At 43.7% G+C, this 21,239-nt stretch carries 11 protein-coding genes and 2 tRNA genes; 4 read left to right on the top strand and 9 right to left on the bottom strand.

Features of this window, described 5'->3' with window-relative positions; translation table 11 throughout:
- Nucleotides 1-23: 23 nt before the first annotated feature.
- The 3 genes from FDP09_RS14945 to FDP09_RS14935 all read left to right on the top strand — a co-directional run bounded on the left by FDP09_RS14945 (nucleotide 24) and on the right by FDP09_RS14935 (nucleotide 1,632).
- Nucleotides 24-112 (top strand) — tRNA-Ser (locus FDP09_RS14945).
- A 149-nt stretch (nucleotides 113-261) separates the two neighbouring features.
- A tRNA-Pro gene (locus tag FDP09_RS14940) sits at nucleotides 262-336 on the top strand.
- A gap of 411 nt (nucleotides 337-747) precedes the next feature.
- Entirely contained in the window at nucleotides 748-1,632 is an 885-nt protein-coding gene (locus FDP09_RS14935) for a glycoside hydrolase family 16 protein (protein WP_137403436.1), read from the top strand.
- Between the two features lie 276 nt (nucleotides 1,633-1,908).
- Here FDP09_RS14935 and FDP09_RS14930 read toward each other — a convergent pair whose 3' ends face one another.
- From FDP09_RS14930 to FDP09_RS14915, 4 genes are all read right to left on the bottom strand, one after another.
- Nucleotides 1,909-3,504: a RagB/SusD family nutrient uptake outer membrane protein gene (locus FDP09_RS14930; RefSeq protein WP_137403435.1), complete on the bottom strand. Its 1,596-nt coding sequence runs from the start codon at nucleotides 3,502-3,504 to the stop codon at nucleotides 1,909-1,911.
- A gap of 13 nt (nucleotides 3,505-3,517) precedes the next feature.
- Nucleotides 3,518-6,694, bottom strand: a complete 3,177-nt coding sequence (locus FDP09_RS14925; protein ID WP_229683378.1) for a SusC/RagA family TonB-linked outer membrane protein — start codon at nucleotides 6,692-6,694, stop codon at nucleotides 3,518-3,520.
- A gap of 140 nt (nucleotides 6,695-6,834) precedes the next feature.
- Complete coding sequence (locus tag FDP09_RS14920) at nucleotides 6,835-7,797, bottom strand: FecR family protein (protein ID WP_137403433.1); 963 nt, start codon at nucleotides 7,795-7,797, stop codon at nucleotides 6,835-6,837.
- A 277-nt stretch (nucleotides 7,798-8,074) separates the two neighbouring features.
- Nucleotides 8,075-8,653, bottom strand: coding sequence for an RNA polymerase sigma factor (locus tag FDP09_RS14915; protein WP_137403432.1), 579 nt, complete (start codon nucleotides 8,651-8,653; stop codon nucleotides 8,075-8,077).
- Nucleotides 8,654-9,419: 766 nt separating this feature from the next.
- Here FDP09_RS14915 and FDP09_RS14910 point away from each other — a divergent pair.
- Nucleotides 9,420-9,815, top strand: coding sequence for a DUF2541 domain-containing protein (locus FDP09_RS14910; protein ID WP_137403431.1), 396 nt, complete (start codon nucleotides 9,420-9,422; stop codon nucleotides 9,813-9,815).
- 88 nt (nucleotides 9,816-9,903) lie between these two features.
- On the opposite strand, the gene FDP09_RS14905 is transcribed toward FDP09_RS14910, so the two are convergent.
- The 5 genes from FDP09_RS14905 to FDP09_RS14885 form a co-directional block, all read right to left on the bottom strand.
- Entirely contained in the window at nucleotides 9,904-11,544 is a 1,641-nt protein-coding gene (locus FDP09_RS14905; protein ID WP_137403430.1) for an arylsulfatase, read from the bottom strand.
- Between the two features lie 217 nt (nucleotides 11,545-11,761).
- Complete coding sequence (locus FDP09_RS14900; RefSeq protein ID WP_222840288.1) at nucleotides 11,762-13,177, bottom strand: arylsulfatase B; 1,416 nt, start codon at nucleotides 13,175-13,177, stop codon at nucleotides 11,762-11,764.
- Between the two features lie 23 nt (nucleotides 13,178-13,200).
- On the bottom strand, nucleotides 13,201-17,301 hold the full coding sequence (locus tag FDP09_RS14895) for a hybrid sensor histidine kinase/response regulator transcription factor (protein ID WP_137403429.1): 4,101 nt from the start codon (nucleotides 17,299-17,301) through the stop codon (nucleotides 13,201-13,203).
- Nucleotides 17,302-17,341: 40 nt separating this feature from the next.
- Nucleotides 17,342-18,784, bottom strand: coding sequence for a sulfatase-like hydrolase/transferase (locus FDP09_RS14890; protein ID WP_137403428.1), 1,443 nt, complete (start codon nucleotides 18,782-18,784; stop codon nucleotides 17,342-17,344).
- Nucleotides 18,785-18,845: 61 nt separating this feature from the next.
- Entirely contained in the window at nucleotides 18,846-21,167 is a 2,322-nt protein-coding gene (locus FDP09_RS14885; RefSeq protein WP_137403427.1) for a glycoside hydrolase family 2 protein, read from the bottom strand.
- Nucleotides 21,168-21,239: the final 72 nt, after the last annotated feature.

Raw genomic sequence — 21,239 nt, 5'->3', positions numbered from 1 at the left:
ACAGGACGTGTTTCAAGGCAAATAGAGAGTTGGGTGAGTGGCTTAAACCAGCAGTTTGCTAAACTGTCGTACGGGTCAAACCGTACCGGGGGTTCGAATCCCCCACTCTCTACAAAAGGATTCTAAATAGAATCCTTTTTTTAATGCCAATACCATCTTGATCGCGTAGCCCGGTCATCGCGACCCGATTAGGATCGGGAAGGTCAAAGGATCGAATTAGCGTGGAGAAATAGTTGTTCCAAAAGAGGAACAAAAAAATATCGGGGTGTAGCGTAGCCCGGTCATCGCGCCTGCTTTGGGAGCAGGAGGTCGCAGGTTCGAATCCTGCCACCCCGACGAAAACGGGTACATTTACCACCAAAACCCTTCAAATCGTATGATTTGAAGGGTTTTTTGTTTTTTATACAGCAAAAACCACATAAAATTTCAAAGAAAATGAGACCTATTCGGTGACCCAAAATAATTTTCTATTTTGAGGAATCAAGCGGAAAAGTTGGCGAGCTGCCAGTTTTCTTAATGGAAAAAACCGATACATAAAAATGACACAAAGGTACAAAGGGCATAATGCGGGTTTAAGGTTATGATGGGTTAAAAACCATACTAAGTTGAACTTACCTACGTAATTCCCTACCCAAAAACTCAAGCTTTCCCCAACAGAAATCAGCAAGACCAACTATTCTTCGGATGGGCGATAATTTAACTAGCCTTCCTTTGTATATTGCCCACTATAATCAACCGGGAACAATAATGCAACAACACATCTTATTGGCACTATTATTTTCCATTCCCTTTCTTGCCTTTTCCCAAACGGATGATAAGCATTCTTCATTTGTTGAGCATTTTGAGGATTCAGTTTCCAACTACTTTAGGTATGGCTCCACGGGAACCGAAGCGAGTTTTAAATACAAGCTGGGTGTAAACTCCCCATCAGAGCCGGGGACTCGTATTCTTTCTTTTAAAATAGACCCTGAGGATGAGGCCGGGGCAGGTCGGGGTCCTGAGATTATCTCCAAAGACTTCACGCATTTTGGAAGCTATTCAGCACGGTTGAAAATTCCAAAAGTAAGTGATACTCAGCCGAACATCGGAGCAGTCGTGGGGTATTTCACCTACCATGATGACAGTTTGGCCGGGCTGAGTGAAATTGATTTCGAGTGGCTCCCTGCTGATCCAACGGTAATTTATATTGGTACGTGGACAGGAGGCCATAAAGGAAAGTTAAAACGAATTGGGAGAACCATTAATCTAACCAAAGGAATAATCTATGAAACCACCTATCGAGAAGGCCATACAGGTACACGTAAGGCTTTAACCGGCAAACAAAACCAACCTGAAACCATTATGGCCATTCCTGACTTTGATGCCTCATCTGCTTTTTATACCTATGGTTTTGACTGGTTTGAGGACCGCATCCGCTGGTGGATAATTCATCCCGATAGTGGTAACAAGGTAATATTGTGGGACTATCAAGGATCCAAAGTGGGCATACCCCAGCACCGAACACATTACCGAATGAATTTTTGGCATACCGCCACTTGGCCTGTGGAAACCAATCCGCTGTCTATCGAAAAACCCCTACAACCTTATGAAATGGAGGTGGACTGGATGTCTTATGATCCTTGGGCAAAGTAGTGAACACCAATAAAAACAAAGCCCTCTAAAAAAACCATTTAGGGGCTTTGTGTTCTCATAAAACTGGATTCAATGCCGGTTAGTTAAGGTACTCATTGAGTGTCACCATGGGTGGAGTCGAAGGATAAAACACATACCCTCTCCTCGCTTAAATTAAACAACATTAATTTGGGGATCAATGGGAACAGACGTATCCATCCCATTCCTCGGTTACCTTCACATCGGCCCTGGCTGATGCTTAATCTATAAGTCCAAACCGTTCTTCTTACTTGCTTATCAATATCCAGGGTTCTGACGCAATCCTGGGTTTACTTTTAGACTACTCTCAGGAAATGGCCATTGGTATTGATGGTTAGAAAAGGTCCTGTCCTCTATTTTGAGACTGGTCACTTGTCCATTTTCTATCCGGGTATGACCTAAAGCCGACTGGTTCAGCACCTCTTCGGCTATTCTCCACCGGAGGATGTCTGCGTAGCGCAAGCCTTCTCCTGCAAACTCAATCCTTCTTTCATTCCGTACCAAGTCTATCCATTCCTCTTGGCCAAAGCTACTGAACGTAGGAAGGGTCACATCGGCCACACTCATATCCAGTCCAGCTCGCTCCCTGACCTGATTGATGCATTCTTTGGTCAATGCATCCACCTCACCCAACATGATCTTGGCTTCTGCATAAGTCAACAGGACTTCCGCATACCGCAATAAACCGTATTCCATGTTACCATTTCGGAAAGCATCATTTTCTGACACAAATTTCTTAAACCAATAACCGGATTTACTTGCTCTTTGGTTTTCATAAAACATCGGATTATTGGAATTGTAGATATCGATGGTTTCCCCGTAGAATTCATCCCCATGTCCCATGATAGAGGCTTGATACCGGGGATCCCTGTTCAGGTTAGGATCCAGCTCATATTCTTCCTTGGTATGAAGAGGGCAGTTTTCGATAGGTCGGCCCTGCTTGGTCCAGTAGCTGTCCACTAAGGATTTTAACGGCACGCAATAGGACTGGCCATTACCTGTACGGAAGTGCGGTCCCAAATCCCTAAAGGAATAAGAAGTGCTACCGCTGTGGCTTTCCTCATCCAAGTGCACGATAAATTCATTGTTGTTGGAGGCTGCTTCATACTGGAAAAGATCCCCGTAATTTGGGTGCAAGCTATAGTTTCCGCTGTCCATAATTTCTTTGGCCAGTCTCGCAGCCAACTCGTACCGACCATGGTAAAGGGCGTAACGCATGATCACTGCTTTCAGGGACAATTGGTTAAACATGTATTTGTTGGAGGTGTATTCATCCATGGGAAGCTGATTGGCTATTTCCTCTGCCATTGGAAAGATGGTTTCCAAAATCTCCTCCTTGGGCATCGCAGGCTGCCTGGCCTCATCAAGGTCAGCCGGCTCCAGCGTAAAGGGAACATCTCCCCAATAGAACGTGAGCCTAAAGTAATGCCACATCCTCAGACCTTTCAGGATATTTTCATATCGGGTCCTGATGCTTTCATCTTCTACATAGGGTTCGCTGATATTATCGATATAAGTATTGAGCCGGCCCACATGCTTCATATAGGTCGCATAATAATACTCCATCCCAACGTTACTGGCATTCAGGGTTCCATTGGCGATGGCCTGGTGGTGGTCGCTAAAATCCCTGGCGTATGCATTGTCAGATCGGCCATCCAGCATATACAGTAAGCTCCTTCTATTGCTGTGATGGGTAAAGACGTCATAAAAACTACTATAGGTAACCCTTCTTAGGTCGTCTTCATCATTGAAGAATTCCGTAAAAGAGGTAGCCGTTGGATCGGTCTTGTCCAGAAAGGTTTCACACCCTGATAGAATGAAAACGGAAACGATGATATAAATTACTTTTTTCATAGTCTTTTCTTGATTAGAGAATTGTGAATTTTACGCCCAAACTGTAACTGGCCATTCTTGGGTAATTGCCAGTGCCTCCGTTTCTTTCTGGCTCCAGTCCTTCCCAGTTGGTAAAGGTGAAGGCATCTTGGGCATTGATATACACTCGCATGTTCTTGACTCCCTTAGTGATCCGAGGGAAGGTATATCCTAGCTGCAAGGTCTTGATCCTGAAAAAGGAAGCATCACCAAGCCAGACATCGCTGAGTTCGGAATTAGGAGTGGTTCCGGTCCACACCCGTGGAAAACGGCTGTTGGGATTGTCCGGCGTCCATCTATTGTCCATATAGTATTGGCGGGGAGCACCAAGGTCATTGTTTTCTCCATCCATAAAGATTGGAAATCCTTCTTGTCCTCCAAGCCTACCGGTCCTTCTCCCTACACCATGGCCGAGGAAGCTAAAATCCCAGCGCTTGTACCGCAGATCCAGGGTGATCGAATAGTTCATATGGGGAAAGGGATCACCGAGGTTTACACGGTCCTTATCATTAATGACACCATCGCCATTTTGATCCACGTAACGGATATCGCCTGGGCGGGTGTTAGGAAGCTTAGCAGAAGTTTCTTCCACCTCTTGCTCGTTTTGGAAATACCCATCGCTTTCGAAGCCATAGTAATTGTCCAAGGCAATTCCGCGATACCAGATTTTTTCGTTATTGTCCTTAAAGATCAAGGTATCCGATTCATTGTACCCTGCCTTGAGCACTTTATTGTTGTTTTCAAACAGCATCCCGCCCACGGTATAGGACAGTTCACCGATATTATCACTCCAAGATCCCGATAGTTCCCAGCCTTTGTTCTCTACCTCTCCAACATTGACGGCTGATTCCAAACTATGTGATCCCGTCAAAGGTGGTACAGGAAACTCAGAATAGATCAGGTCAAAGGAATGCTTCTGATATACTTCTGCAGTAAAGCGGAAACGGTTATCAAACATCGCCAAATCCACTCCGATGTTGCCCTGACGTTGCTTTTCCCAGCTAAAGCTCGGATTGGGTACCCTCATCGTCCATCCCCAGTTATTGACTACCTCCTGCCACAGGTATGGATCCACATTTTCATTTCCGATTAGCCCATAGGAAAGCCGGATTTTCAGGTTACTGATCAGCCCATTCTGAGTGACCCCGGACAGAAACCTTTCGTTGTGGGCATTCCATGCCAAAGCCCCTGATGGAAAAAATCCCCAGCGATGGTCTGGAGCAAACTTACTGCTACCATCACCCCGGGCAGTTACTTCCAAAAGGTAACGGTCATCAAAGGAATAATTGAGTTTTGAATAGAAGGAAGCTTTTGCAATTTCCCTGTAATCGGTATAGTTATAGTTCATGATTTCTGTACCGGCTACGAGATAGAGCTTATCCTGCTCCTTTCTCAGGTCCCGCTCATAATTGATATTGGCCCTTGCGGTGAGTTGGCTGACACTCACGCCCTGATCCGAATCCACATCATTCGCCCAAGTGGTCACGGGGATACCGTCTCCATCAAAAAATTTGAAAGTCTCCCGCTTATACTTGTTGGCGGATTTATTGATCATATAGGAAATGTTGCCATTGATGTGCAGGTTATCGTTAATATGGTAGCGTGGCCGTAAGTTGATGGTACTTCTATCGTATAGATTGTTTCGCTCACCGCCGTGGTTAATGGATGCCACAGGGTTCATCTCATTGTGGAGAATATAATGGTCGGGAAGATCAGAATCATAAAACACAGGCTGGGTGGGGTTCATCCTCCAGGCGATTTTATAAAGTCCGTGCCCATCGGAATTGGCATGCAGCCTATTTACCTGTAATCTCCGCGCATAAAAATCCGCAAGAAGTACAAATTTATAATCAATGTGGATATCAGTATTGAACCGTGCACTGAACCTTTCAGATCCTTCATATGTATTGAGACCGTTTTCTTTCAAGTACCCCAGCATCAGGTTAAAGGTACCTACTCCACCACCACCGGAGATATTGGCGGACATGTTATAGGAATGCGCCCTTCTTTCCATTACCTCATCGAGCCAGTCGGTGTTCGTAGAATTCCCATTGACCGCATTGGCAATATCCTCCTCAGTAAACTGCGGTGTCTGCCCTTGATATCCTCGTGCTTCGTTATTCAGGCGCATATAATCAGCAGAATTTACGAAAGTTGGCAAATCAATGGGATCATTTACGGCAGCCCAAGAATGCAAGTCCACCTTAAACTGCCCGGTCGTGCCCCTGTTGGTAGTAATGATGATGACCCCATTCGCCCCTCTGGATCCATACATCGAAGCAGAAGCAGCATCTTTAAGCACACTGATGCTCTTGATTTCATTGGGGTCTATGTCCGTAAGGGACTGCTCCATACCATCCACGATTACCAATGGATCGGCATTTTGGAGGGTACTGATCCCACGGATGTTTATCGTCCCGGGTACACTTCCTGGAAGATTGCTTCCTTGGAGCATCGTCACGCCGGGTAGCGTACCGCTAAAAGCTTCCTGCAACTTAAAAATAGGACGCATTTTAGCCCTCTTCATGTCCATTTCGGCTATGGACGAAGCCACATGCTGCTTCTCGATGGTATTGTAGCCCATGACCACCACCTCGTCCAAGTCGGTACTTTCTTCCCGAAGGACCGCATTGACTTCACTTCGCCCATCAATGGTCACTTCGAGATTTTTATATCCGAGCATATTGAATATCAACACCCCCGCTTCCTCGGCTTGGATACGGTAGTAACCATCTATATCCGTAACGGTTCCTACATTGGAACCTTTAATAAGAATGGTCGCTCCAGGGAGAGGCTCTCCGTTTTCGTTGGTCACCCTGCCCGTAATTTCCTTTTTGGCATACCTGTCGGCCATCGATTTTACGGAAATATTATCACCGTCCTTCCTAAATTCAAGGCCTCTACGCTCCAGCATCCCCAGCAGTTCTGCCAGGCTAATATGGTCACGGTGAAGGCTAAACCGGTCATCGCTCTCGGCAATTTGTTTATCGTAGAGAAAAACCAAGTCTGTTTTGAGCTCTACCTGATGAAATACATCCGTAAATGCCGCCTCATTGGCATATAGGGAAAAGGTGATTTGCTCCGGCTCCTGGCCATTGGATGAACTGGCCACAAGCACCTGCATCACAAATAACTGAACCATAAAGGCATAAAATAGTCGTTTCGATATCAAAATCGATTGTTTTAAGATAATGGAATACATAAATTTGTAATTGTTAACTGATGTTAATGAAATCGATCTGGCCCGTACCTGCTGCAATCAGGTATGGGCTTTTTTGGATGTGAGGTTAGACAACGTGTTACATAGGCATGTTAGTTACAGGGGTTTCCGTTAAATACTATTTTGTTCTCTGCTGTTATTTGCCAATCTATTTCCTTTATAAACTTGATTTGATTGAGCAAAACTTCGAGCTCTCCCATTTTTAGTTTGCCTGAAAATGCACAGTCTCCCAGAGCCTTTGGCACAAAATGAACCTTGTAACCATACCACCTATCGATGAGCGTAGCCAGTTCATTAAGTGATGTGCCATCAAGATAGCTTATCTGCTTTCTCCAAGCACCGACCATTTTCAGGTTTACGGGATGCTTTAAGAGCTCCCCATTATTGCCAATGGATACCGCCTGGTTTACCCTTAGGAGTTCTGACTGATCCCGATCATTGGCAGCATGAACTTTTACACTTCCTTCAAACACACTGACCTGAGATGTCCCAGAAGGATAGGCATTGATATTAAACTGTGTACCCAACACTTCTGTAGAGACCTTTTCAGTCACCACCCTAAAAGGTCTATCTGGATCTGAGACGACATCAAAAAAAGCTTCTCCGGACAGCACTATTTCCCTGCTGCTATCTCCAAATTCCTCAGGATAGCGGATACTTGAAGCCACATTGATCATGACATGGGAACCGTCAGGAAGGGTGATGCTAGTTTGTTCACCATTTCCTGTCGATTGGGTGAGCCATTTTTCGTTGGGTGAATGGACCGTATAAATCCAGTATCCGCCAGCGAGCATAACAAGAATGGCTGCAGTAGCCTTCCACCATAGAGAAAGTTGGTTTATGTAAAACTGCTTTCCAGTGCTCACCTTATCCTTATTCGCTTTGATTCGGTCCAATATCTCCTCTTTAATGATCAAAAGGTCCTGATCAGATTCCGTGGCCTCCTCTGAAAAGGTCTTTTCAAACCACCGGTCCACCAGCATGTTTTCTTCATCACTGGTCTTACCGCTCAGGTAGCGTGTCAATAATTCATTGAGTTGTTTTTTATCCACCATTCATGTTGTCCTTTGACCTGATAGTGGTGTTTAATGAGGACTGCACCTATAAAAAAATGGTCATTTAGACGGATTTAACGATTAAATAACAATGGTAAAAATAGGTTAACACTAGTGTCAAGTCAACACTTAAATGATGGGGAAGGCGGTGGTGGGTTTTGGACAAGATCATGGCACAAAATGACTTCCTTAACCGTAGCCAAGCAAGTATTTTTATAACACAGATATCGGCCAATAGACGCACTGGATTACACGTAGGTTTAGGTTTGACTTGACACTATACCGCTACAGACAATGATGCTGCAATGATAAAGGCCATTTTCACTTCAGGGGAGTTTCTGAGATGGTTCAGTGCTTTGTTGATATGGTTTTCTACGGTACTTTTTGATATTTTCAACTGCTGGGCTATCTCCTGATTGGATAGCTGATCGTATCGGCTGAGGTAAAAAATCATCTTGCACTTTGGGGACAGTACTTCAAGGCAATCCTTGATATGCTCATCCAGTTCTTTGTAATGCAAATAGTCCTCAATGGGGCTATGAGCAAGCATTTGGTTAAATTCATCTAAAAAAATTTCCTCTTGCTCTAGTCGGCGAATATGGGCAATCAATCTATATTTTGAGGCTTGGTAAAGGTAGGCATACACGTTTTTTATCTCCAGCTGGCTTCTCCTTTTCCAAAGGTCCAAAAAGATCTCCTGGACGAAATCTTTACTTAATTCCTCATCCCTGGTAACGGACCTACTGACAGCATAGATTTTTTGCCAGTACTTTTGATACAATCCTTCAAAAGCCTCCCATGATCCCTGCTTTAAGCCTTTTAGTAATTCAATATCTGTGTGCTGACAGCTGTCCATTTTTTATTTAGTTTCACTTTTAGCATCCAACTGCCCAGGATAATCCGATCAGCTGTAATGGCTAATCTTCTTCTACCCAATTTCAAAACCACGAAATTATATAAGCAAGCCTCAAATTCCATCAATAGTAAAAGAAGTTATTGTTAAGCTTTGCCCCAAAAGGAGTTTATGCGTGCCAAGCCCCCCTCATAAATCTCCACAACTACATTTTTTATCCTATGTCATATAGGGATTGCGCTTCATCCATCTTACAATTATGGATACGGAAAACCCCTGCACCTTTTCCCATAATCATCCGTCAAATCATAAATTACAGCCTTACTTTATCAATGTTTACCAATAAACTTCAGTAAAGAAAACAATTTTTTTAGACTAAAATACATTTAGATAATTCACTTAATTTTGGTAAATTGTTATAAAATAAACTAGGAAAATCGCTTTTTATCTTATGAAGTTATTTAATTCAGGTAAAAAGCGTCAGTCCGAGCGGAGTCGAGGTCCAACGTCTAGCCTTCGACTCCGCCCAGGCTGACATCTCTCTATTAACCTCAGTTCGATTATAAAACCGTCACTGCGAGGCTTAGAGGTAGGCCTGAGCGGGTGGAGGCAGTGGCAGCTCGCCGCGGCGAGTTGCCACACCCTTTTCCAACCCACATCCACCTAAAAATGGGTCGCAAAGACGCTTTTTATACTAAAAATAAGTCGAGCTCAGGTTATTAATAGTTTAAAAGTGATTTCCCTGATAAAATCAACAATTTACTGTCCTATGAAATATCTTTTAGTTTATTCGATTTTGTTTCTTTTGGCATTAAATGTCCATGGTCAAGAAAAAGGCTGGACCAAATTGGGAGAGAAAACCGTCTCGTTTAAAAATGAAACAGACCGAGTCACGTTAATTGGCGAAGAGAAAAACGTCGATAAGATCAAGCTCAAATGCATTCAAGGCACATTACAGCTTAAAAAAATCACCATTGTCATGAAAGGTGGCGAAAAAAAAGAATACGACGCCAAAGCCTCGGGCGTAATGACCAAGGGCATGTCTTCATTACCCTATTCCGTACCTGATAAAGATGCCAAAATCAACTATATCGAGTTGGAATATGACACCAAAGGAAAAGTAGCCCTCACCAAAATGGCAAAGGTCGAAATCTTGGGAAAATGAGAAAATAGGTAATGGCTTTTGCCATGATGATTTAGACCCAATTTACCCAAATCGACTTCATTCCATATTGGGCAGCATCTTCGGCCATTTACTTCGAGCTTAGTATCTTTTGGATCTTGTCCCATGGCTCCACTTGGTTTGCTGCAGCCCATTCTTGCCAAAGCGCAGCCATTTCTTCTACTTTATCGGGCATTTCTCCAGACAGATCATGAAGTTCTGTCCTGTCCTTTTCCATATCGTAGAGCTCCCAATGCTGCTCTGCCTCATTGTCCCATTTCATGACCAGTTTGAGATTATCCTCCCGAACACCCTTATTCCCTTCATGTTCCCAAAATATCGGTTTATCTCTGTCCATCTCACCATTCCCGGCGATCAAAGGCAGTAGGCTTTCACCTTCTAGCTTGGGAAGTGCCTTGCCATTTTTAGTAGCGGGGTATTCGGACATCGATAAGTCAATAAAGGTGGCCATGATATCCGGAAGATGGCCATAAGCATCTACTCGGGTGCCCTTCCGGGTGTCTTTGATCCCCTCCGGCCAATGGACAATAAAAGGGGTGGCGATCCCGCCTTCATGAATCCAATGCTTGTATTCCCTGAAGGGTGTATTGGAGGCATTTGCCCAAGATCGGCCATAGGTCAGAAAATACCCTTTCTTCGTTTCAAGTTGCTCCGCAGGCCCGCCGCCCAAAGGCCCACCTTCAGCACAGGCGCCATTGTCATTCATGAACATGATCACGGTATTGTCCAGCTCACCGCGAGATTCCAGATAGTCCATAAGCTTTCCGATATTCTGATCCATCCGGTCCACCATGGCTGCATAAATGGCCATCCTCAAGGCCATTTCATCTTTCTTTGCACCATCAAGTGAATCCCAGCCATTGGAATCTTGGGGAGATAGCGGCCAATCCTCACGGATCAATCCCATCTTCTTCATGCGCTTATATCGTTCCTCCCGTAATTGCCCCCAGCCATTCCTATACCTTTCCCGGTACTTGTCCACATCTTCTTTCGGTGCTTGGATAGGCCAATGGGGAGCATTATACGCCAAGTAAAGAAAGAAAGGTTCTTTTTGTTGGCCCTTGTCAATGAACTCGATAGCCTTATCCGTAAAAGCATCTGTCGTGTAGTAGTCCGGATCATGGATAGCAGTGGTATCATTTTGCTCGGTAATACCCCTTGGAAAAGTCGGCGAATAGAAATTAGCCGCTCCTGCCAAAATACCATAAAATTTATCAAAGCCTCTCTGCAGCGGCCACATCCTTTCTTCTTCCATTCCCAAGTGCCACTTGCCTGTCATCATGGTCTGATACCCCGCCCCCTTCAATTGCTCCGCAAGGGTAATCGTATGCTGACTCAAAGCACCCCTATAACCTGGAAGCTCGTAGTCGTGATGATCACTTTGAGGCGGATTGGTCATGTGGCCGATCCCTGTCTGATGGGGATAAAGCCCCGTCATCAGGCTTGCACGTGTTGGGCAACACCGCGCTGTATTATAAAACTGGGTAAATTGGAGCCCGTTCGCTGCTAGTTTATCGAGGTTTGGCGTATTGATCTCACCGCCATAACACCCCAAGTCTGAATATCCCATGTCATCTGACATGATCAATATAATATTTGGCCGCTTTGGTTCCTCCTGCTCATCTTTGATCGCTTTTTGGCAACTACTGAAGGATAAAACCGGAGTCAAAACGGCTACTGATAAGCTCAAAAATCGGTGTTTAGCATTCATGTTTTGTTCAGATTATAATGGGTTATTCTTGGCATTTTAGTAAAGCGAAATGCTAGTGCTATATTACTGAATTCAAAAGATCCAAAATATGACAAATCCATCATAAAATCTTACATATGCTTCAATGATAGGAATGGTGCTTGGTCATCACCAAATTTAAAGTACTATAACATGTTATAATTCAGTTTGCCAAATACTCCAAAACATCACTGCCCCGCTAAAAGTCATCAACATTCCATTCTTTGGGTGCTTTAAATCCTTTTCTTCCGACATGATATGCAGGTACCTCCATAGGCGGATTGATGGACTCATATTCCTCAATCCATGAATTTAAAGTTTGATATACTTCTCCCATTTCATTGCTTTTATTCTTCGCTTCAGCAGGATCACTCCATAGGTCAAATATTGCATCACTCTTTAAATCCATGTTTGGATTTCCCCCATTTTTTAGGACCAATTTCCATCGATCTCCCACTGCAGCACCGCATCCCAGATAGAAATTCCGTTCAATTGTTTCCCGTTGTCCACTCCAAATAGTGAGCATACTCCTCCCATCTAGTGCATTCGGAAATCCTCCATCAAAGCCTGCAATATCCGCCAGGGTAGGTAATAGATCAATATAGCCCATGACCTGCTCACTTTTTTGACCTGCATTGATGTGATTTTTCCAATAGACCACAGCAGGCACTCTTACGCCCCCTTCCCATTCTTGAAATTTGTGACCTCTCAGGCCACCTGAACTTCCTGCGTAGCCTGGTGCGGGACCATTGTCACTATGAAAAATCACTAGGGTATTATCAGCGATCCCTTCATCTTCCAATGCTTCCATGACCTTTCCTATCCCCCGGTCCAACGCCATCACCATAGCATGATACGTTTGCTCTTTTGTGTTTCCCCTGCCTTCTTTTCCATAGGCTTCCTGATGGGGGAATCTTGGCTGATCAGGATCAAATCCGCAAGCAATCAAATCTTCTTCCTTGGCTTGTAGCGGACTATGTGGCGCATTGAACGCGAGATAGATAAAAAATGGGGCATCGCTTTTGTATTTTCGAATGCAAGACACCGCCTCCTTTGCCAACAAATCGGTAGCGTATCCTTCCTCATAGCTACTCTCGTAATCATCATGCCAATCCAGTTCTCCTTCTCGCTCATGTGTAAAGTAATCGATAGCACCATTAAAATGGCCATAAAAATGGGTAAATCCACGACTGAGGGGATGATATTCTTTTCTGGAATGACCCAAATGCCATTTTCCCAACATTGCGCGATGACGGTATCCTGACTTACCAAGCACTTCAGGCAAAAACACCTCTGAAGTATCCACCCCAAAATCCCTCCAAGGAGGAATGACCGTTTCCCTCAATCCAAAACGATCCGGATAACGCCCCGTCATCAGTCCCGCCCGAGTAGGTGAGCAAACCGGTGTTACATAGAACCTGTTCAAAATCATGCCCTTATTGGCCAGATCATCAATATGGGGCGTCGCAAATGCACTCCCATTAAATCCCACATCCCCAAATCCAAGATCATCCGCTACGATCAATATGATATTCGGACGGTCTTGGCCTTTGGCAAATAGTGGTAACCATAGCAGGAACGCCAAATTGGAAAGCATTACAAGGTATCCTTTCAATGTTTTTGGAACCATAATATTAACTATGAATTTAGTGATGATTGATCGTTTATAAATGCATATAAGTCTCCGAGCCTATTTTCATTTGGCTCATTCTCTTCTTTGTATTCTGATGGGGGAATACCGTATTTCTCTTTAAATGCCCTACTAAAGTAGTTGGGATCATTAAAGCCTACTTTGTAGGCCACCTCAGAGACATTGTTTCCTGCTATCAATAAATTGGTGGATTTCTTCAACCGGATTGCCTTCACAAATTCTGTAGCACTGAGATTGACCAATTTTTTAAGTTTCATGTGCAAGAGGGTTCTACTGACACCCGCTACCCTACTGAATTCAGCGATATTAAAAGCCGGATCTTCTAAGTGCTGATGCACAATCTCAATCAGTTTGGTAAGGAATTCGTGGTCTTTATTGTTTACAGGATGATCATAATTGTCCACACTTCCAAATTTCAGAAAATGCTGCTTCAAGCTGTTACGGGACTCCAGCGTATTCTTAATCATAAGTCTTAGCTCTTGCAAATTGAAGGGTTTTGGCAAATAGGCATCTGCCCCGACCTCCAGCCCTTCGATCCTATTTTCCACCGTAGATTTTGCCGTGAGCAATATAAACGGAATATGACTGGTATCAATATTATTTTTAATGGTAGTACAAAGTTGATCTCCACCCATTTTGGGCATGACCACATCCGAAATAATCACATCTGGGACGCGCTTCCCTATTATTTCCAAGGCTGTAACCCCGTCATTTGCTGTTGTTACTTTATAAAATCGTGAAAAATAGGAACACAAAAATTTCCGCATCTCTTCGTTATCCTCCACAATCATCAATTCATATGTCACTTCCCCTTCAGTATTTTGAACTTGTGCATTATCTGTTTGTACTTCCAAGTAATAATAATCTTCATCGATCAGGAGCCCTTTATTCCCTTCAACCTTAGTGTACGCTTGCTGTTTATCCGAAGTCGTCTGAAATGGAAGATTTACGGTAATGCGCATCCCTTGGTCTTCAGTGCTTTCTGCACTAATGGTTCCCCCAAGGTATTTGGTGAGGCTTTTCACCAAGGCCAGACCAATCCCTGAGCCTGTTTCAGCTTGGGCAGGATTATTCCCTTTATAGAAAGGCATGAAAATTTTATCCAGCTCCTCTTTTGTCAAGCCCCTGCCATTATCTACCACATGGATACTAAATAAGGCCTGACCTGGAATATCCGATGGTGACATTTCCACTTCCATGGTAATTTCACCAAACCTCGGAGTACTTTTGACGGCATTTGATACTAGGTTAGTAATGATCTTTTCAAGCTTATCGGCATCAAAAAGCACCTCAATTCCCTGGCAATTTGTCCTGAAATGATGGGTAATATCCTTTTTATGGTAAAGCGGTAAAAAAGCCAAAAAGGTATCTTGTAAAAATAAAATCACATCTCCCCACTTCGGACTTAGATCGGTATGATCAGATTCTGTCTTTCGAAATTCCATCAACTGGTCGATGAGGAAATGTAAACGTGAAGCATTACGTTTGATCAATCTAAAATCCTCCTGTTGATGACTGGAATGCACTTGGTGATCCAGAAATTTATCGATTACTGCTATGATCAATGTCAATGGAGTCTTGAACTCATGAGAGATATAAGTAAAAAAATTGAGTTTGTGCTGGTTAAGCTCCTGTATCTTTTCCTTTTCTACCCTTTCCAATTGGTAGGTCATTTTTTCCTGGTGCCTGAGATAAAGATATCTTCGATAGCCAAAAAATGCGGTAATGACCAATAATCCGTAAATGACCTTAGCCCAAGGTGTCCACCAAAATGGCGGTGCCACAGTAAGTAATAACGTCCTTTCCCCGGACCACACACCATCAGGGTTCGCAGCCTTGACGTGGAAGGTATAGGTACCGGGAGACAGGTTGGTGTAGGTAGCCGAGTGCTTTTCATTTGGCTTGTTCCAATCTTTTTCAAACCCCTCCAAGTAATAAGAATACACATTTTTTCCTGGCGAAAAATAATTGGTGGCCACAAAATCAAAGGTAATTACATTTTGGCTGTACTTTAATGTTATGGACTGTGCCTCATCAATCTGCGAAGAAAGAATCCCGTCAACCCCTCCCACTTCCAATGGCTTGTTAAACAGCTTAAGTTCAGTAAAATGGATGTTGGGTGGAGTATCTATGGCATTAATACTGTCTGGATGAAAATGATACATTCCATTTACAGTACCAAAGTACATCCTACCGTCTCCATCCTTATAGCTTGACTTAAAGTTAAATTGCGTATCCTGTAAGCCATTGGATTTATCGTAGATTTTCGTTTTACCAGTTACCGGATCCATGACTGTTAGGCCATTATTTGTACTGAGCCAAAGATTACCTTTCTGGTCTTGCTGAATACCGTACACATTATTATTTGACAGGCCATCGCTCTTGGTAAATGCGCTAAAATGCTGGGCATCACTGTCCCATTGCAGCAAGCCTTCATTAAGTGTCCCAAACCAAACCCTATTTTGGGAATCTTGAAAGACATGGATGACCTTATTTGCTGTGAGCCCATGGTTATCAAAATGATTCTTATTAAACCAGTCCAATTGGTCGGTGACCGGGTCATACCTAAAAATCCCATCATTCCTGGTACATATCCAAACCTTTCCCGAATGATCCTCCAACATATCATAAATGAACCGCTCTCCTATCTGCTGTGGTTTGAATTTTCTAAAGCGCTCCTTCTTTTTATCATAAATATTGATTCCCTTCCATGTTCCGATCCATAAATTGTCCTTAGAATCAGACATTAGCGAAAATACATTGTTATGCGAAATGGTGGTACTGTCTGCTGGATCGTGCCTATAGTTTGTGAATTTACCTGTATCGGGGTCATACCTGTCCACCCCTTCCAGAAAAGTCCCCAGCCAGATATTTCCTTCATGATCTTGCTGTATGGCGTGAATATTATTTCCACTGATGCTATTGCCCATTTTACGATAAAGAAAATAAGTGAATTTTTGGCGATCCTTGCTCCACTGTGTGACGCCAGCATCTTCAGAACCTATCCATAATCTTCCTTTTCTGTCTTCTGTAAGCTGGCTGACTGCTTTTCCACTAAGACCTTTTTCTCCCCCGTCAGGAACCACTTTGACAAAACCCGATTCCCGCAATTTCACGTAATTTACCCCGCCAAAATACGTCCCTATCCACATGATATTTTCGCGGCTTTTAAGGACACAATACACCGACTGATCACTTAAGTCGTAGGGAGACTGATCAAAAGATTGTGAATGATGTTCGAGGCTTCTTTTTGCTTTATCATAGACGAAGACTCCTTTCTCAGTACCAATCCAAATCCCATTGCGGTCATCTTCATTAATTGCTCGTACCAACGTAACCTCAGAGATTCCTTCAGCTGCTTTTACCTGCTCGAACTTGTCCTTTTCAGGTACATACCAAAAAGCCCCTTCCTGGGTACCCACCCACATGGTTCCCTTGCTATCTTTAAAAAGACAATAAAAGTTACTCCTTGCTCCTAGGTTTGGCTTAAGATCGGTGTACTCCTTAATGATCTCTCCAAACTTATTTACCAAATAGACGCCCTTACTTGTCATCAGCCAAAATACACCTGTCTTATATTCGGCAATGGCCAGGGTATTCCTTTCCTCACTTAATCGAGTTGCTTTGTTTTGTTGGTTAATAAGATAAAGTCCACTTTGGGCACAGACATAAACCAAAGAATCACTCGATTCGAAAATGCATTTTATATAGCCAAGGGGTTTTCCTTGATAATGAATCTTTTCAATCCTGTCAGTTCCATAATCATACCGATCCAAGCCTGCTGAGGTTCCTATAAGAAGACGCTGTTGACTTGCAGGCTGAAGACATAGAATTCTATCAGCGCTCAATCCTCCTATAGGCTCTTGGCCACTATAATAGGTCTTTAACCCATAACTATTGTACCTGTTGAGCCCTTCACGGGTACCAATCCATATATACCCTTTATGGTCTTGGGCTATGGTATATACCGTACTATGTGAAAGGCCATCTTGAGTGGTGATCTTATGAAAAACCGGCTTTTCAGTTGCTATAATTTCCTTGGTTACGGCAAACGTAAAAACCACTATGAACAATATAATCCGTCGCATGGTATTTTGGGTTATGGGCAATCAAGCATCAACGTTATCCCTAGGGTAAATCCCGCTTCCATCGAAGCAATTTGGCCGAAAGTTTCTCCACCAGCTCAGGATGGTTATTGGCTATATTTTGGGTTTCTGCAATATCTTTAGAAACATCGTACAGCTCTACTTGGGTGCTGTCATCATTTAACAGTAATTTATAAGATCCTTGTAATATGGCTAAGCGGGGACTCCTAAACCGCGGATTTCCCGGAGAAATATCATGTGGACTGCCATATTCCCAATAGATCGGTTCAGATCGATCAGATTCCGTCCCCAAAAGCACTTGACTTCTGTCTTCTCCATCCAGTGACGTCTCAGGCCTGCTCAAGTTTAGTAGATTAACCAAAGTGGGCAACAAATCTGTAGCATGAACGGTGGATTCCATTACTTTTCCAGACGAAATATGTTCTGGCCACCTGGCCATAAAAGGCACCCGGATCCCCCCTTCATAGAGGCTCCATTTCCTTCCACGGAAAGGACCAGCGTCTCCCGGTGGCTGATAGTTCTCTTTATAATAATAACCCCAATCTGTTGGGCCATTGTCACTGGTGAGGATAATCAGCGTGTTGTCCAGTTCCTCCATTTCCTCCAAGCCTTTCAGCAACCTTCCGATTTCCTGGTCAAGTTGGTAAATCACAGCTAAGTACTCCTGAATATAATGATTGTTGGCGTAATTAGGAAATAAGCTCAAATGGTCTTCTTTGGGATGAAATGGATCATGAACATCGTTCGGCCAAAGATTGATATAAAATGGCTTATCCTTATTTCTCTCTATAAATTCCAATGTTCGATCGACGTAAATCGGTGTTTTTTCATGCTTTTCTACCCATCTGATCTCTCCTCTGCCCAGTTCGGCACTTTGCTTGGAAAGCCCATGATCCTTATCGAGTAATCGATCACCCAATCCTTCAAATGAAACCAAGGATTCATCAAACCCATAAGCAGCTGGCAAAGGTGCTTCCCCTACATCACGACCTCCTCCCATGTGCCATTTCCCAAAATGTGCTGTCGAATAGCCCTCAGCCTTAAAATGATCTGCGATCGTAAGCACTTTATCGTCCAAATAATTCGCCATTCCTCTCTTTTCATTACTTTCCCTACTGGCCAAAAAGGAGGTAATGTTAAATCTTGAGGGATATTGCCCCGTCATCAAGGTGACCCGAGAAGGAGAACAAATGGGCGAGCCAACATAAAACCTTCTAAGGGTCACTCCTTCTTGCCCAATTCTGTCCATATTTGGAGTGGCTATATCACAATTTCCATACGCGCTGAGATCTCCATACCCCATATCATCGATAAAGACCATGATGACATTTGGCTTATCGTTTTTGGAACTCTCCATTTGTCCATGGCTGAATAATGGCGCCAAACACATCACCAGGGTTAACAGGTACGGCCAAGAAAAGAGACCTCTGCTAAATGTACTGTAGATAATATTATAACGTTTCATGGTTAGGATCAGTTTATGGTATATCACACAAGAATAAAAAGCAAATCACATCAGTAAATTTTCACTGCCCAATAATGTCGGTGCTGTATAGCCCCATATCAAAAGCGCCTTCTCCGGGATTTGCTGCTACTTTTACAGCTATTATATTTCTCCCTGGTTTCAGGTATTTCGCAGCTCTATCCATAAAAACATGGGTATAATGCCTTTTCCTTCCTCCTCCATCCTCGAGTATGCGTACCAATTCCCCATTGATGTATAGCATAGCCCTAGATTTGGGAGCATAGTATTTGAGATAGAGTTTTTTGGGAGCCCCTTGGATATAAAATTCCTTCCTTAGGTACAATTCCTTCCCTTTCCAAGCGGATGCAGGGGGCAAAAAAGGATTATCACTTCCACTAAAAGGAGCCGCTTTCATTTCCCAGTTTTCATCCTCAAAATCAGCATTTTGCCAGCCCTGTTTTGGCTCTTGTCCGACTACTTTCCATTCAGAAGGGTGATGTTCGGAATCCATCAAAAGGTCATGTTTTTTCCACCATGGCCGATAAAGGGGAGCAATCCATTCCTTCACTTTTGAAGGATCCAGCTTGACTACTTCCCTATCATAGGTCATTAGTCCATTTACCTCACCTTCCACATCAGTGGTTTGGGTGTAAATAGCCGCAGACAATCCCCAACTGATCAGCCCTTCCAGGTTTTTGATGATTCCTTGAAATTCTTTCTCATACACCGCCTTATCTTCATAGGTCAGATAACCCCAGTTGCGCTTGTTCCACCAAAGGTGCTCCTCTACAGGCAATCCCAATCCGCCAAATTCTCCCAGCACAGAAGCCCTGTTTTCTTCTGACATTTCCATTCCTGGCCCCGGATACAGGTGCACATCGATCATATCCCCAACTTTTCGGTCTGCCCAACCACTGGGCGCATCCACCAGTCTGGTGGGATCATATTGTTTTGTCCAAGTGGCTAGTTTTTCGGTTTCATATTGGCCCCAGCCTTCATTGAGCGGGACCCAGACCAATATTGAGAGGAAATTATATAAATTGTCGATCATAGCCTTTAATTCCTTCTCAAATTGGACAGCAGATTCCAACGGCCGTTGCCAATCCAGCTGGGCATCGTGTTTCACATGCTGGGTTTCTTTTTCTGCCTGGATAAAGCCTGATGGCATGTCTTGCCAGACCAGCATTCCCATTTGGTCACAATGGTAATAGAATCTTGCGGGCTCTACTTTTACGTGCTTTCGAAGCATATTGAAGCCCATTTCCTTGGTCATTTTGATATCATTCACCATCGCTTCTTCGGTAGGAGCCGTATAAAGACCATCCGGCCACCAGCCTTGATCCAAAAGCCCAAACTGGAAAAGCGGTTCATTGTTCAGCAAAATGCGCGTGTAACCGTTCCCATCCTTGCCAAGGGATACTTTCCGCATCCCAAAGTAGCTTTTCACCTCATCAGTAGTGGTACCATTTGCAGCACTAAGGGATATTTGTAAGTCGTAAAGATGTGGACGATCTGGAGACCATAACACCATGTCTTCCAACCGGATGGAGGTGGAAAAATGTACCGACTTCTCGGCAATAGCAACCGATCTTTGGGCTACTTCATTGCCTCCTGAAAAAGCCTTTATTTCTATTACATGGTCATTGGAAAGTGCCGAAAGATCTGCCGCTATTTTCACGGTATTATGATCAATATCCGGGGTGATATAAAGGGATTTGATATAATCCTCCGGTACCTGCTCCAACCAGACGGTCTGCCAAATTCCCGTCACAGGAGTGTACCAAATGCCTTTTGGATCCGAAACTTGCTTCCCCCGTGCCTGCATCCCTTCGTCCGTAGGATCCCATACACGCACCAACAACTCGTTTTCACCATCATGGATATAGGCTGAAATGTCAAAGGAAAAGGCATCATAACCACCACGGTGCTCCCCTACTTTCTCGCCGTTGATATAGACTACTGTCTCCCAGTCCACTGCACCAAAATGAAGCAATGTACGCTGTGCCGTTTCTGACAGGTCAATTGATAAATTCCTCCGGTACCATAAGTAGTTTGCACTTCCGACAGTTTTTTTCACCCCACTCAGGGTAGATTCTATTGGAAAGGGCACCAATACTTTTCCTTTAAATTGATCAGGTTGGACGGATTCACGGGGATGGATCGCATACTCCCAAGATCCGTTAAGGTTGGTCCATTTGTCGCGTTGGAGTTGTGGCCTGGGGTAGCCCGACCAGGTATTATCCTCATCCACTTGGTCAGTCCAACGGGTTTTCATTTTATACGACAAAACTTCTTCATCTTGCGCCTGGCTGTTTGATACCGGCCAAGCCAAAAACAATAGACAGGCACAAAAACAACCCGCGATGCGATAAGCATTTTTCATTGATCAATAGTTAATTTATAAGTTTGTAAAAGCTATTTATATACCTGATTTGGATCATAAAACCGAGACCAA

The sequence above is a fragment of the Echinicola rosea genome (genome assembly GCF_005281475.1).
GTDB classification, from domain to species: domain Bacteria; phylum Bacteroidota; class Bacteroidia; order Cytophagales; family Cyclobacteriaceae; genus Echinicola; species Echinicola rosea.
This window is presented reverse-complemented; position numbering and strand designations above follow the sequence as displayed.

Coding starts and splice junctions, on each gene's coding strand:
- FDP09_RS14935 (WP_137403436.1), top strand. CDS start 748: ATGCAACAACACATCTTATTGGCACTATTATTTTCCATTCCCTTTCTT.
- FDP09_RS14930 (WP_137403435.1), bottom strand. CDS start 3,504: ATGAAAAAAGTAATTTATATCATCGTTTCCGTTTTCATTCTATCAGGG.
- FDP09_RS14920 (WP_137403433.1), bottom strand. CDS start 7,797: ATGGTGGATAAAAAACAACTCAATGAATTATTGACACGCTACCTGAGC.
- FDP09_RS14915 (WP_137403432.1), bottom strand. CDS start 8,653: ATGGACAGCTGTCAGCACACAGATATTGAATTACTAAAAGGCTTAAAG.
- FDP09_RS14910 (WP_137403431.1), top strand. CDS start 9,420: ATGAAATATCTTTTAGTTTATTCGATTTTGTTTCTTTTGGCATTAAAT.
- FDP09_RS14905 (WP_137403430.1), bottom strand. CDS start 11,544: ATGAATGCTAAACACCGATTTTTGAGCTTATCAGTAGCCGTTTTGACT.
- FDP09_RS14895 (WP_137403429.1), bottom strand. CDS start 17,301: ATGCGACGGATTATATTGTTCATAGTGGTTTTTACGTTTGCCGTAACC.
- FDP09_RS14890 (WP_137403428.1), bottom strand. CDS start 18,784: ATGAAACGTTATAATATTATCTACAGTACATTTAGCAGAGGTCTCTTT.
- FDP09_RS14885 (WP_137403427.1), bottom strand. CDS start 21,167: ATGAAAAATGCTTATCGCATCGCGGGTTGTTTTTGTGCCTGTCTATTG.